Raw genomic sequence first — 15,270 nt, forward strand, 5'->3', positions numbered from 1 at the left:
CCCGCCCGAGGAGGCACCCGTGTCCACCGCCACCGTCGATCTGACCGATCCCGGCCTCTGGGCCCGGCCCGACGTCGGCGGTATCGTCGCCGATCTGCGGGCCCAGGCTCCCGTCCACCGCACCGAGACCGCGCTCGACGGGCCCGTCTGGTCGGTGCTCGGTTACGACCTCGGCTCCCGTGTCCTCACCGACGCCACCACCTTCAGCTCCACCGGCGGTTCGCTCCTCGGGACGGGCGGTGCCCCAGCCGGCGCGGGCAAGATGATGGCGCTTTCCGACGGTCCCCGGCACCGTGAACTCCGGGCTCCCGTCCTGCCGTACTTCTCGCCCAAGGGTGTGCGCGGCGCGGCCCAGAGCATCACCGAACTGGCCAAGAGGGTCGTCGAAGACGCTGTCGAGCAGGGTGAAGCCGATCTTGTCGACGTCCTCGCCACCGTGCCGCTCGTCGTGATGTGCGATCTGCTCGGCATTCCCGGTGACGACCGCGATCTGGTCGTCGCGGTCTGCGACGAAGCGTTTCTGGCCCAGACGCCGGACGCGCGCCGCGCCGGGCATCAGAAGCTGTTGCCGTATCTGTTCGAGAAGGTCGTCCAACGGCGTAAGAACCCGGCCGACGACCTCATCAGCACCCTCGCCACCCACCGCATCAAGGGCCGGCGCCTGCCGATCGAGGATGTCGTGCTCAACCTCGACAACATCGTCGTCGGCGGGGTGCAGACCGTGCGGCACACCGCGGCGATGAGCGTCCACGCGCTGATGCGGCGACCCGGTCTCTGGAAAGCGCTGGCCGAGGGCGCCGACCTCGACCTCGCCACCGACGAGCTGCTGCGGTTCACCTCCGTCGGCCTGCACGTCCTGCGCACCGCCACGACCCAGGTCGAGCTCGGCGGGCACATCATCGAGGCGGGCGACAAGGTCGCGGTGTGGACGTGGTCCGCCGACCACGATCCGGCGATGTTCGACCGGCCTGACGAACTCCTGCTCGACCGGTCGCCGAACCGGCACCTCGCCCTCGGCGTCGGCGCGCACTACTGCGTCGGCGCTCCGCTCGCCAAGGCCGAGCTGAAAGCGATCTACGCCGCCCTGCTGGATCAGGTCGCCGTGCTGGAACCTGTCGGCGACGCGGTGCACAACCGCTCGATCATCAACTTCGGCTTCGACCACCTCCCGGTGCGCCTGCGGGCCCGCTGAGCGCGACGGAACGGACCAGCCATGACACAAGCTCAGGTGTACGAGACAAAACCCACCGCGATGTGGGGCAAAGTCGGACTGCTGCTCACCGGCCAGGGCATCTCCCTGATCGGCGACCAGGTCTTCTTCATCGCCGCCGTCTGGGCCGCCGCCCAGCTCGGCGGGACGGCCGCCGTCACGTGGGTGACGCTGGCCGAGTCCGTCCCGCGCGCGCTCGCGATGATCTTCGGCGGCGTCATCTGCGACGCCTTCGGGCCCCGCTCGGTCCTGCTGCGCACCACATCCGTGCGGATCGCGGTGCTGGCCGTCTCGGTCGTGGTCGCGTTGTCCGCGCAGTCGGTGACGCTGCTCGTCGTCGTCGCGGCGCTCGAAGGCGCAATGCTCGGGCTCGGGTCGCCGTCCTTCGGCACGCTCATGCCGCGCATGGTCCCGAAGGACCGGTTGAGCACGGCGAACTCGGTCCGCACCATGGTCGCGCGCTTCGCGCCGATTCTCGGTTCGCCGTTCGGCGCCTGGCTGGTCGCGACCGGGCACCTCGGCGTCGCCCTCGCCGTCGTCTGCGGCGGTTGTGTCGTTTCGTTGGTCTGCCTGGCTCCGGCGACCAAGGCGATCGACGCGCCGCGCACGGTGTCCAGCGTGCCGTTGTGGCGCCGCTCGGGTGACGGCCTCAAGCTGCTGCGCGCCGACCGCCGGCTCCGGCTGCTGTTCCTTTCCGGGCTGTGCCTGGACTTCGCGTTCGCGTGGCCGATGAACCCCGGCCTGCCCGAGGTGGTCATCGAACGCGGCTGGGCGGTTTCCGCGGTCGGCCTGCTCATCGCCTGCTGGGCGGCCGGCGCGCTGGTGTCGGCCGGGCTCGGCGCGCTGCTCGGCGACCGCGTGCCGATCTCGGTACGGCTCGTCGGCAGCGGGATCGGGATCGCCGTCCTGTTGCTGGGCATGGTTCTGGTGCCGTCGTTGTGGGTGATGGCCGCGATGGCCGTCGCGCTGGGCGTGTGCTCCGGCCAGAACGGCCCGGCCGCGGTGACGCTCTACCAGCAGGCGGCGCCGATGGACCGCCTCGGCGTCGCGATGTCGATGGTGTCGCTGTCCGGCATCGGCTGCGCGCCGCTGGCCTACGCGGTGTCCGGCGCCATCGCCAGTTTCACCACCCCCGTCGTCGCCTGGATCTGCAGCGCCGTGATCGCCTTCGGCGGCCCGGTGTTCGCGGCCCGGGCCCTGCGCCTGCCCCAGTGAAGGGATTTCCCGTGCGTCCGTTGTCGTTCGGCCAGCAGCGCCTGTGGTTCCTGGACCAGCTGGAAGGCCCCAGCGCCACCTACAACGTCCCGTTCCCGCTGCGCCTGCGCGGCCGCCTCGACCGCCGCGCGCTGCGGCAGGCGGTCGCCGACGTCCTCGGCCGCCACGAGGTGCTGCGCACGGTCATCCCGGTCGACGGCGGCGTCCCCGGCCAGCAAGTCCTGTCCACTGTGGACGCGGCCGGGCGGCTGATCTTCGACGTCCGGTCCGGCGACGACCTCGCGGAGGCGATCGCCCGGCCCTTCGACCTCGCCACGGACCTGCCGCTGCGCGTCACCCTGTTCGAACTCGGCCCGGACGACCACATCCTGCTGCTGGTACTGCACCACATCGCCTGCGACGGCTGGTCTCTCGGCCCGCTCGGTCGCGATCTGGCAAGCGCTTACACCGCGCGTCTCGACGGCGAAGCCCCGGACTGGGAGCCACTCCCGGTGCAGTACGTGGACTTCAGCGAGTGGCAGCGCGAGGTGCTCGGCACCGAGGACGACCCGGACAGCCTGCTCTCGGCCCAGCTCGCGTACTGGACCGAGCGGCTCGCGGGCGTCCCCGAGCGGATGGTCCTGCCCGCGCACCGGGCCGGTGACACGACCGGCGCCGCAGGGCTCGTCGAAATCGAGATTCCCGCTGACCTGCACGCCCGGCTCGTCGCGGTGACGCGCGCCGCGCGCTGCACGCCGTTCATGGGTCTGCAGGCCGCCTTGGCCGCGTTGCTGCACCGCTGGGGCGCGGGTGACGACATCGTGCTCGGCACGCCCGTCGCCGGCCGCGGCGAAGAAGCCCTGGAAGACCTCGTCGGGTTCTTCGTCAACACCCTGGTCCTGCGCACCGACCTGAGCGGCGACCCGAGCTTCGCCGAACTCCTGGCCCGGGTCCGCGACACCGGCCTCGACGCCTACGCCCACCAGGACGTCCCCTTCGACCGGCTGGTCGACCGCCTCGGCGCCGGCCGGTCCGCGCACCCGCTGTTCCAGGTCATGGTCGTCCTGCAGCACGACGACGGGACGGCGCTCACCCTGCCCGGCCTCGACGTCCGGCCCGTGCCCCTGGACCTGGCCACCGCCAAGCTCGACCTCAGCGTGGTCTTCGCCGAGCACGCGGACGGCGTCTCGTGCCAGTTCGAGTACGCCGCCGACCTGTTCGAGAAGTCCACTGTGGACGCGATGGCGGCCATGCTGGTGCGTCTGCTCGACCTGGCACTGGCCGATCCGGACCGGCCACTCGGGGCTCTGGAACTCGCGAAAGTCGAAGCCGTCACAACGGAAACCGCACCCGGGATCGCGCCGGTGACCTTCCGCGGCGCCCGGACCGCGCGGGAAGAGATCCTCTGTGCGCTGTTCGCCGACGTCCTCGGGCTCGACACCGTCGGCCTCGACGACGGCTTCTTCGCCCTCGGCGGCCATTCCCTGCTCGCCACCCAGCTGATCAGCCGGATCCGCACCGCGTTGAACGCCGAACTCGGCGTCCGCGCGCTGTTCCGCGCTCCGACCGTCGCCGGAATCCTGGCCACCCTCGACGCCCAGGCGCCCGGCCCGGTTCGCCCGCCGCTCACCCCGCGACCGCGCCCGGACCGCGTTCCGCTGTCGTCCGCGCAACGGCGGCTGTGGTTCCTCGCCGGGGTCGACGGCCAGGACCGCGCGTACAACATCCCGCTCACCCTGGGACTCACCGGCCCGGTCGACGTCGCCGCCCTCTCCGCCGCCTGCCGGGACGTCGTCACCCGCCACGAAACCCTTCGGACGGTGTTCCCGGTCGAGAACGGCGAACCGTGGCAGGACGTCCTGCCGGCCGCAGACGTGCTGGAAGTCGTCGACTGCGCCCCGAAAGAACTGGCCGCGCTGGCCGAGGCCGCCGGGAGTGCCGCGTTCGACCTGGCCCGCGAGATCCCGCTGCGCGCCCGGCTGTTCCGCGCCGGCGACGAGTCCGTCCTCGTGCTCTGCCTGCACCACATCGCCGCCGACGGCTGGTCGACCGGGCCGCTGATGGCCGACCTCACCACCGCGTACACCGCCCGTCTCACCGGGCAGCCGCCGACGTGGCCGCCGCTGCCGGTCCAGTACGCCGACTACGCGCTCTGGCAGGCCGACCTGCTCGGTGACGAGGCCGACCCGGACAGTCTGGCGGCCCGTCAGCTGACCTACTGGACCGAAACGCTGGCCGGGCTGCCCGACGAACTCGCGCTCCCCGCCGACCGCCCTCGGCCGGCGAAACCCAGCCACCGCAAGGACGTCGTCTCGGCCGAGGTCGACGCGGCCACCCACGCCGCGCTCAAGGCCCTGGCCCGGGACAACCAGGCCACGCTGTTCATGGTCGTGCAGGCGGCGTTCGCGCTGCTGCTCACCCGGCTCGGCGCGGGCGAGGACGTCCCGATCGGCACGCCCGTGGCCGGCCGCGGCGAGGAGGTGCTCGACGACCTCGTCGGGTTCTTCGTCAACACCCTGGTCCTGCGCACGGACACGTCGGGAGCGCCGGCGTTCCGCGAGCTGCTCGCCCGCGTCCGCGACGCCGACCTCGGCGCCTTCGCCCACCAGGACCTGCCCTTCGAGCGCGTTGTCGAAGAACTCAACCCGCCTCGCGTGCTCGCCCGCCACCCGCTGTTCCAGGTACTGCTTTCCTTCCTCGGCAGCGAAACCGCCGGTGGCGAGTGGACCCTGCCGGGGCTGACCGTGACCGCCGGGGACACCGTGTCGGGCACCGCCAAGTTCGACCTGAGCCTGACGGTCGAGGACCGCCGCGCCGGGCTCGGCTGCAGCCTCGAGTTCGCCACCGACCGGTTCGACGGCGCCACCGCACAGGACATCGTCGACCGTCTCGTGCGGCTCCTGACGGTGGTCGCCGCGAACCCGGAGTCGCGGGTGGACAGCGTCGACTTGGTGTCCGATGTGGACCACCGCCGGCTGGCGAAGTGGAACGACACCAAGGCGACCGTTCCGTCGGCGACGCTGCCGGAGCTGTTCGCCCAGCAGGTGGCCCGGACCCCGGACGCGACCGCCGTCGTGTTCGAAGGTGAGTCGCTGACGTACGCGGAGTTCGACGCCCGGGTGGACCGGCTGGCCCGGGCCTTGCGCGTGCGGCCCGGTGACGTCGTCGCGGTGCAGCTGCCGCGCTCGCTCGAACTCGTCGTCGCGATCTACGCCGTGCACCGCGCCGGTGCGGCGTACCTGCCCGTCGACCCGGGCTATCCGGCCGACCGGGTGGCGTTCATGCTCGCCGACGCCCGTCCCGCGCTGGTCCTCACGCCCGACACGGACCTGGACGGCGACGGACCGCTGCCCGTGATCACCCCGGACCACCCGGCCTACGTGCTCTACACGTCCGGCTCGACCGGCCGGCCCAAGGGTGTGCTGATGTCGCACGCCGGGATCGTCAACCACCTCGCCTGGATGCAGGCCGAACACCCCCTGACCAGCGGCGACCGGGTGCTGCAGAAGACGCCGTCCAGCTTCGACGTCTCGGTCCTCGAGTTCTTCCGGCCGCTCCTGTCCGGCGCGACCCTGGTCGTCGCGCGGCCCGACGGGCACCGCGACCCCGCCTACCTCCTCGACACGATCCGCGCCGACCGGATCAGCGTCCTGTACGTGGTGCCCGGCATCCTCGACGGGATCCTCGGACTGTCCGAAGGGGACTGCCCGTCGCTGCGGAAGGTGTTCTGCGGCGGCGAAGTGCTGACCGCCGCGCTGGCCGGCCGTTGCGCGAGCACCTTGACCGCCGACCTGATCAACCTCTACGGCCCGACCGAGGTCGCCGTCGACGCCACCGCCCACGCCGTCGGCGCCGGACCGGTGACGATCGGCGCGCCGGTGTGGAACACCCGCGCGCACGTGCTGGACGCCCGGCTGAGCCCGGTGCCGCCGGGCGTACCGGGGGAGCTGTATCTCGCCGGCGCGCAGCTCGCGGACGGCTACCTGCACCGCGGCGGCCTGACCGCGGACCGGTTCCTCGCCGACCCGTTCGGCGGCCCGGGGGAGCGGATGTACCGCACCGGCGACCTGGTCCGCTGGACCGCCGGCGGCGAGCTGGACTACCTCGGCCGGACCGACGAGCAGGTCAAGCTGCGCGGCCTGCGCGTCGAACCGGGCGAGATCGCGGCCGTCGCCGCGGAACACCCGGGCGTGCGTGAGGCGGCGGTCGTCCTGCGCGAGGACCGGCCCGGTGACCAGCGACTGGTCGCCTACGTCGTCGGTGACGCCGAGCCGGCCGCGCTGCGGGACCACGTCGCGGCGTTCGTCCCGCGGCACCTCGTGCCGTCGGCGTTCGTGACGCTGCCCGAGCTGCCGCGAACCCCGAACGGCAAGCTCGACCGGAACGCTCTTCCGGTGCCGGACCTGGTCACCGGAGTGGCGCGAGAGCCCCGCGACGCTCGCGAAGAGATCCTTTGCGGACTTTTCGCGGACGTCCTCGGCGTCGAGCGGGTCGGGATCGACGACGGGTTCTTCGACCTCGGCGGCCACTCGCTGCTCGCCACCAGACTGGTCAGCCGGATCCGCGCCGCGTTCGGCGCGGAGATCGGCATCGGCGACCTCTTCGACGCGCCCACCGTCGCCGGTCTCGCCCCGCGACTGTCCACCGCGGACGTGGCCAGGCCCGCGCTGCGGCCGCTCCCGCGTCCGGAACCGATGCCGCTTTCCCCGGCGCAGCAACGGCTGTGGTTCATCCTGCAGTTCGGGGACGACACCGGCGCCTACGACATGCCGCTCGCCCTGCGGTTGCGCGGCGAGCTGGATCGGGACGCGCTGAGCGCGGCCCTCGGCGACGTCGCCGAGCGGCACGAAGTCCTGCGCACGATCTTCCCGGCCGTCGACGGCGAGCCCCACCAGGTGGTCCTGGACGGGTGGCGACCGGAGCTGACCGCCCCCGAAACACGGCCGTTCGACCTGACGCGCGAGCCGCCGTTCCGCGCGTCGCTGGTCGCCGACGCGCCGGACGACCACGTGCTCCTGCTGACGCTGCACCACATCGCCGCCGACGGCTGGTCCCTGGGCCCGCTGGTCGACGACCTCGCCGAGGCCTACACCGCGCGCCGGGCCGGCCACGCGCCGGAGTGGGCGCCGCTGCCGGTCCAGTACGGCGACTACACGCTCTGGCAACGCGACCTGCTCGGCGACGCCGACGATCCGGAGTCACCGCTGGCCGCCCAGCTGGGCTACTGGCGGGAGCAGCTCGCCGGGATCCCGGACGAGCTGCCGCTGCCGACCGACCGGCCGCGCCCCGCGGTGGCGTCGCACCGGGGCGACTCGGTGCCGGTCGAGATCGGCGCCGAGCTGAGCGACCGGCTGCGCGAGCTGGCCACCTCCGCGCAGGTGACGCTGTTCATGGTGCTGCAGGCCGCGCTCGCCACCGTGCTGACCCGGTCTGGCGCGGGTGAGGACGTCCCGATCGGCACGGCGATCGCCGGCCGCACCGACGAGGCCCTCGACGGCCTCATCGGGTTCTTCGTCAACACCCTCGTCCTGCGCACCGACACCAGCGGCGCCCCGAGCTTCCGCGACCTGCTCGGCCGCGTCCGCGAAACCGACCTGGCCGCCTACGAGCGGCAGGACGTCCCGTTCGAGCGCCTGGTCCACGAGCTGAACCCGGCCCGGTCGCTGGCCCGGCACCCGCTGTTCCAGGTGTTCCTGGTCCTGCAGAACACCGGTGACGCCGGCCTGACGCTGCCTGGGCTCGACGTCACCCCCGAAGTCCTGGACTCCGACGCGGTGAAGTTCGACCTCGGCTTGAACCTCGCCGAACACGCCGGCGGGATCACCGGTTCGCTCTCGTTCGCCGCCGACCTGTTCGACCACACGACCGCCCTCGCGCTCGCCGGGCGGCTGGTCCGGCTCCTCGACGCGGTCGTCGCCGAGCCGGACACCCCGCTCGACCGCGTCGATCTCCTGTCCGAGGTGGACCGCCGGTCGCTCACGGCGTGGACGGCGACCGACGCGCCGGTGTCGACCGGGACTTTGCCGGAGTTGTTCTCGCGGCAGGTGGCGCGGACACCGGAAGCGATCGCGGTCGTCTTCGAAAGCGAGTCGCTGACGTACGCCGACCTCGATGACCGGGTCGAGAGGCTGGCCAGGGCGCTGAGCGGCCACGGCGTCCGGCCCGGTGACGTCGTCGCGGTGCAGCTGCCGCGCTCACCCGACCTGGTCGTCGCGGTCCACGCCGTCCACCGGGCCGGCGCGGCGTACCTGCCGGTCGATCCCGGTTACCCGGCCGAGCGGATCAAGTTCCTTCTCGACGACACGCGGCCGTCGCTGGTGCTCACCGAGGAGACCCGCCTCACCGGCGACGGGCCGCTGCCCGCGATCACCGCGAACTACCCGGCCTACGTGATCTACACGTCCGGGTCGACCGGGCGGCCCAAGGGTGTGCTGATGTCGCACGCCGGGATCGTCAACCACCTGGCGTGGATGCAGGCCGACTACCCCCTCGGCCCGGGCGAGCGGGTGCTGCAGAAGACGCCGTCCGGGTTCGACGTCTCGGTGTGGGAACTCTTCTGGCCGCTGCTGACCGGTGCGGCTCTCGTCGTCGCGCGGCCGGACGGGCACCGCGATCCCGCTTACCTGCGGGAGGTGATCCGCGCCGAACGTGTCACCGTGGCGCACTTCGTCCCGGCGATGCTCGAGGCGTTCCTCGCCGAACCCGGCTGCGGCGAGACCACGCTGCGGCAGATCTTCTGCGGCGGTGAAGCGCTGACCCCCGCCTTGGCCGAGCGGTGCACGGCAAGCCTGTCCGCGCGACTGTCCAATTTCTACGGTCCGACCGAGTTCGCCGTGGAAGCGAGCCACCACCCGTTCACGTCCGGCGAGTCCACCGTCCCCATCGGACGTCCGGTGTGGAACACCCGCGCGTACGTGCTCGACGGGCGGCTCGACCCGGTCCCGCCCGGCGTGCCCGGCGAACTCTGGCTCGCCGGGATCCAGCTCGCCGACGGCTACCTGCACCGCCCCGGCCTGACCGCCGAACGGTTTGTACCCGACCCCAGTACCCCGGGGGCCCGGATGTATCGCACGGGAGACCTGGTGCGCTGGACTCACACGGGTGAGCTGGAGTACCTCGGCCGCACGGACGACCAGGTCAAGTTGCGCGGGCAGCGTCTGGAGCTGGGTGAAGTCGCCGGCGCGGCGACCCGGCACCCGGGTGTCACGCAGGCTGTCGCCGTCGTGCGCGAGGACGTCCCGGGCGACCGGCGGCTCGTCCTCTACTGCACCGGTGACGCGACCGGCGTCCGAAGCCATCTCGCGGCCGTCCTGCCGGAGTTCATGGTCCCGGCGGCCGTTGTCACCCTGCCGGAGTTCCCGTTGACCCCCAACGGGAAGATCGACCGCCGGGCGCTGCCGGTCCCGGACGCGGAGACCACGTCCTATCGCGCGCCCCGGGACCCGGCCGAAGAGATCCTTTGCGGACTGTACGCCGAACTGCTCGGCGCCGGCCGGGTCGGGATCGACGACGGGTTCTTCGACCTCGGCGGCCACTCGCTGCTGGCGACGCGGCTGATCAGCCGGGCCCGGTCCGCGCTCGGTGTCGAACTGGGCATCCGTGACCTGTTCCAGGCGCCGACCGTAGCCGGGCTCGCGGCCCGGATCGACCACGGCCGGCCGGTCCGGCCCGCGCTGCGCCCGCGTCCGGTGCCCGACCGGATCCCGCTGTCCCACGCCCAGCACCGGCTCTGGTTCCTCAACCAGCTGCACGGCCGCGACGCCGGGTACGCGGTCGTCTGCGCTCTGCGGCTCACCGGGCAGCTCGACCGCACCGCCCTGGCGGACGCGCTGGCCGACGTCACCGGCCGCCACGAGTCCCTGCGCACGATCTTCCCCGAGCTGGACGGCCGTCCGTGCCAGCAGATCCTCGACGTCTCCGAGATTCCCCTGGACGTCCGCACGATCGCCGAGTCCGCTCTGTCCGAAGCACTCGACGCGGCGGCGGCCGCGACCTTCGACCTCACCACCGACCGCCCGTTCCGGCCCGAATTGCTCGCTCTCGGCGAGGACGACCACGTGCTGGTGCTCGTGCAGCACCACATCGTCAGCGACGGCTGGTCGATGGGCCCGCTGGTCCGCGACCTCTCGGCCGCCTACACCGCCCGGTGCGCGGGTGAGCGTCCGAAGTGGACACCGCTGCCGGTCCAGTACCGTGACTACGCCTTGTGGCAGCACGACGTCCTGGGCGACCCGGACGACGACGGCTCGATCCTCGGCGCCGAACTGGCGTACTGGCGCGAGCGCCTCGCCGGGCTCCCGGAGGAACTCACGCTGCCGGCCGACCGGCCGCGGCCCGCCGTGGCCGAGCACCGCGGCGACTCGGTGCCGATCGAGATCGACGCCGGCCTCCACAATGGACTCCGGGACCTGGCGCGCGACGGCGGGGTCACGCTCTTCATGGTGCTGCAGGCCGCGTTCGCCGTGCTGCTGACCCGGCTCGGCGCCGGGGACGACATCCCGATCGGCACCCCGGTCGCGGGCCGCACCGACGAAGCCCTCGACGACCTCGTCGGGTTCTTCGTCAACACCCTGGTCCTGCGCGTGGACACAGCGGGGGAGCCGACGTTCCGCGAGCTGCTCGGCCGCGTCCGCGAGACCGACCTGGGCGCGTTCGCCCACCAGGACGTCCCGTTCGAGCGGTTGGTCCACGAGCTGAACCCGGCCCGGTCCCTGGCGAGGCACCCGCTGTTCCAGGTGCTGTTCGTGCTGCAGAACGCCGACGACGCCGACCTCGACCTGCCCGGCCTGCGGGTCAGCGGCGAGCCGGTCGCGGTGCGGACCGCGGCCTTCGACCTGGCGTTGTCGCTGCACGAGCTGGACCCCGGCCGGGCGTCCGGCATCGGCGGCGGGCTCACGTACCGCACCGACCTGTTCGACCGCTCGACGGTCGACGGCTTCGTGACGCGGCTGGTCCGGCTGCTGACGGCGGCGGTCGCGTCGCCGGACACCCCGATCGGCAGCCTGGAGCTGCTGGCGCCGGGGGAGCGACGACGGCTGCTGGCCGCGCCGGACCCGGTGGACTTCGGGCCGTGGCGTGCGGTTCCGGACCGGATCGCCCGTACCGAGGGTGTCGCGGTCGTCAGTGACGACGGCGAACTCGGCTACGCGGACCTCAACCGGCGCGCCAACCAGCTCGCCCGTCACCTCGGGATCACCCGCGGCACGCTGGTCGGCGTCTGCCTGCCGCGCGGGCCGGAACTGCTCGTCGCGCAGCTCGCCGTCATGCGGGCCGGGGGCGCGTACGTGCCGCTCGACCCGGGTTACCCGGCCGACCGGCTGGCGTTCATGCTCGCCGACGCCGCGGCTCCGGTGGTTATCACGACCACCGCGCTGGCCGCCCAAGTGGCCGGGACCGCTCGGGTCCTGTGCCTGGACACCGAAGCCGCGGCCATCGCGGCCCAGCTCGTCGACGCTCCGCAGGTCGAGCTGAGCCCGCGCGACGCCGCGTACGTCATCTACACCTCCGGGTCCACCGGGACACCCAAGGGCGTGGTCCTCGACCACACCGGGCTCGCCCACCTTTGTGCTTGGTACCACCGCGAATTCGGCGTCACCGCCGCCGATCGGGGCGGGCACGTGGCCGCGCTCGGGTTCGACGCCGCCGTCTTCGAGACCTGGCCGCTGTTGACTGCGGGCGCGTCGGTGCACCTGCCGGCGCAGCGCGTGCTCGACGACACCGGCAGGCTCGCCGAATGGCTCGCCGAGTCCGGGATCACCGTGGCGTTCCTGCCGACGCCCCGGCTGGAGCTCATGCTCGACGAACCCGCGTTCGCCGGCCCGGACCTGCGGGTCGTCGTCGCCGGGGGCGATCGCCTCCGCCGTCGGCCGTCGTCCGGCGACGGCTTCCGGCTGGTCAACGGCTACGGGCCGACCGAGTGCAGTGTGATGGCCACCGGTGGCGACGTCACGCCGGACGGCGACGGCCCGCCGGACATCGGCGAGGCGGTGCCGAACACCCGGGTGTACGTCCTGGACCGGCGGTTGAACCCGGTGCCGGCCGGGGTGCCGGGGGAGCTGTACCTGGCCGGGTCCGGGCTCGCGCGCGGGTATCTCGGCCGGCCGGGCTTGACCGCGGGCGCGTTCGTCGCGGATCCGTTCGGCGGGCCGGGGGAGCGGATGTACCGCACCGGCGACGTCGTGCGGTGGCGGCGTGACAACCGGCTGGACTTCCTCGGCCGGGCCGACCACCAGGTCAAGGTGCGCGGGGTGCGGATCGAGCTGGGCGAGATCGACGCCGTGCTCGGCCGCTGCCCCGGCGTCCGGCAGGCGGTGACGGTGCTGCGTGAAGGCCGGCTCGTCGCCTATCTCGTCGCGGACGCCGGTACCGAGCCGCGGCCGCACGCCGAAGCGTTCCTGCCCGCGAACATGGTGCCCTCGGCGTTCGTCGTGCTGGATGCTCTCCCGCTCACGCCGAACGGGAAGCTCGACCGCACGGCGTTGCCCGCGCCGGTCCGGGCGGTCGCGCCGGTCCGGGCGCCGCGGACCGCCTTGGAGCGCGCCCTGTGCGGGCTGTTCACCGAGGTGCTCGACGTGCCCGAGGTGTCGGTCGACGACGGTTTCTTCGACCTCGGCGGGCATTCGCTGCTCGCCGCGCGGCTGATCAGCCTGATCCGCCGCGAACTGGGCGCCGAGCTGGGCATCCGGGTGCTGTTCGAGACCCCGACCGTCGCCGGGCTGGCCCAGCGGCTGGGCACCGGCACGGCCACGGGCACCGACCGTGACGAGCTGGCCGTCCTGCTGCCGCTGCGGGCGGCCGGCGAGGGGGCGCCGGTGTTCTGCGTCCACCCCGCGGCGGGCATCGGCTGGGTGTACTCCGGGCTGCTGGCGCACGTGGACCGGCCGGTCTACGCGCTGCAGTCGCGCGGCCTGACCCAGCCCGACCGCCGGCCGGCCTCCATCGACGAGCTGGTCAAGGACTACCTCGAGCAGATCCGCCGGGTGCGCCCGCGCGGGCCGTACCACCTGCTCGGCTGGTCGTTCGGCGCGCAGGTCGCGCACGCGATGGCAGCTGAACTGCAGGAACAGGGGGAAGAGGTCGGGTTGCTGGCGATGCTGGACGGCTACCCGCCGACCGGTCCGGCGCCGTCGGACGAGCCGCTCGCCGCGTTGCTGGGCTCGCTCGGGCACGACCTGTCGGCCCGGCCGGACTCGGCGCCCCTCGACCTGCCGGAGTTCCGGTCGATCCTGCTCGCGGACGGCAGCCCGCTGGCCGCTCTTTCCCCGCAGGCGGTGGACGCGCTGCCCGAGGTGTTCGCGCACAACAGCGCGCTCGCCCGGGCGCACCGGCCTGGCGGGTTCGCCGGTGACGTCCTGTTCTTCCGTGCCACGGAAGGGAAACACGCCGATTCTCCGGAGCCGTCGATGTGGGAGCCGTACATCGAGGGGCGGTTGGCGATACACGAGATTGCCGCCCGGCACGGCGAGCTGATGCAGCCGGAAGCGGCGGCCGAAATCGGTCCGGTGGTGGCCGCGCGGCTGGCCGGCCGGTCGTGAGTGTTTAGGGCGGTTAGAACCGCCCTAAACACTCACGACCCAAGCTCAGACCGCCAGGCGGTGGTCCAGGCCCAGGGCGTTCACCAGGTCCAGGGTGCGGAACCGGGTGCGGTCCGGGCCCGCCGGGCGGATCAGGCCGTGCTGGACCAGGCGGCGGACGAACCTCGCGCCGGCCGCTGCCGGGATGCCGGTCAGGCCCGCGACGTCGACCACCGACCAGCCCGCGTCGAGCCCCGTCAGGCGCGCCAGGAGGGAGACTTCGGCCGCGTCCAGGCCGCGGACCGCCGAGTCGAGGGTGTCCCGGAGCCCGGGCAGGTGGTCCGCGGTCAGCGCGAACGGGTCGGTCCGCACGTGCTCCAGCACCGCCGCCGGTTCGTAGACCAGGAACCAGCAGGCGGCCGCCTCGAGCGCGGCCGGGATGCCGTCGAGGCGACGGCAGAGCGCGGCGACGTCCGCGGCGTTGGCCCGGTCCACGGTGAACCCGGGCCGGACCTGGCGGACCTCGCGGACCAGCAGCCGGACCGACGGCACCGCCGCCAGCGCGGCCGGGTCGTCGGTGCCGGGTTCGGGCACGGCGAGCGGCGTCAGCGGGAAGACCCGCTCGCCGGGCAGGCCGAACGGCGCCGGGGCGGTGGCGAGGACCCGCAGCCCGCGGCATTCGCGCAGCAGGACGGCCAGGTCGTCGAGCCGGACGCGGTCCGGTTCGTGCCCGTCGAGCACGAGCAGGGCCGGGCGGTCGCCGACGAGCACGGCGAGTTCGTCGGGGTCGGCGGGCCGGCCGGTTCTCAGCAGCGGCTCCCGCGCAGACGACCACAGCACGACGACGCCGCCGGCTTCGTGCACGCCGCCCGCGACCTCCTGGGCCAGCCGGCTCTTGCCGACGCCACCCAGCCCGGTCACGGTCACCAGGCGGTGGCTGCCCGCGGCCAGGAGCTCGTGGACGGCCGCGACCTCTTCGTCTCTGCCGAGCAGCGCGTTCAACGGCGTGGGCGGCGGCGCCGGGTCGGCGCACCGGAGCCGCAGGTCACCGGCGGCCGTGTGGCAGCCCGCGGCCTCGAAGTCCGCGCGTTCGCGGCCCCGCAGGCCGAGGCCGTCGGCGATCAGCCGCACGGTATCCCGGCGCGGCCGGTGGGCCCGCCCGGACTCGAGGTCGCGGATGGCGCGAATGCTCACCGTGGACAGGTCCGCCAATTGACGCTGAGTGGCACCGCGTTTTGTGCGATGCGCCTTCAGCAGTTCACCGAATTTCCGCTGCACGAATCGTCCGTTCCTGTCAGCGCCGTTCCCGATCCCGGGGCCCGGCTGTCCGGATGCGGTTTCCACCATGGGACG

General features: G+C 73.1%; 4 protein-coding genes. 3 read left to right on the forward strand and 1 reads right to left on the reverse strand.

Translation table 11 applies throughout. The features are described 5' to 3' along the window. Positions 1–19 precede the first annotated feature (19 nt). The 3 genes from OHS18_RS00370 to OHS18_RS00380 are packed head-to-tail and all read left to right on the forward strand — an operon-like array spanning position 20 to position 13,938. A complete protein-coding gene (locus OHS18_RS00370; protein ID WP_328615447.1) occupies positions 20–1,192 on the forward strand; it encodes a cytochrome P450 in 1,173 nt (390 codons plus the stop codon). A gap of 21 nt (positions 1,193–1,213) precedes the next feature. Then, positions 1,214–2,425: an MFS transporter gene (locus OHS18_RS00375; RefSeq protein WP_328615448.1), complete on the forward strand. Its 1,212-nt coding sequence runs from the start codon at positions 1,214–1,216 to the stop codon at positions 2,423–2,425. A gap of 11 nt (positions 2,426–2,436) precedes the next feature. After that, positions 2,437–13,938 (forward strand): non-ribosomal peptide synthetase, encoded by an 11,502-nt coding sequence (locus OHS18_RS00380; RefSeq protein ID WP_328615449.1) that lies wholly within the window; start codon positions 2,437–2,439, stop codon positions 13,936–13,938. Between the two features lie 45 nt (positions 13,939–13,983). On the opposite strand, the gene OHS18_RS00385 is transcribed toward OHS18_RS00380, so the two are convergent. Continuing rightward, positions 13,984–15,264, reverse strand: a complete 1,281-nt coding sequence (locus OHS18_RS00385) for a helix-turn-helix domain-containing protein (protein ID WP_442875326.1) — start codon at positions 15,262–15,264, stop codon at positions 13,984–13,986. Positions 15,265–15,270 lie beyond the last annotated feature (6 nt).

This window comes from Amycolatopsis sp. NBC_00355 (genome assembly GCF_036104975.1).
Classification (GTDB): domain Bacteria; phylum Actinomycetota; class Actinomycetes; order Mycobacteriales; family Pseudonocardiaceae; genus Amycolatopsis.

Excerpts from the sequence above, each read along its gene's own strand:
- OHS18_RS00375 (WP_328615448.1), top strand. The coding sequence starts at position 1,214 with ATGACACAAGCTCAGGTGTACGAGACAAAACCCACCGCGATGTGGGGC.
- OHS18_RS00385 (WP_442875326.1), bottom strand. The coding sequence starts at position 15,264 with ATGGTGGAAACCGCATCCGGACAGCCGGGCCCCGGGATCGGGAACGGC.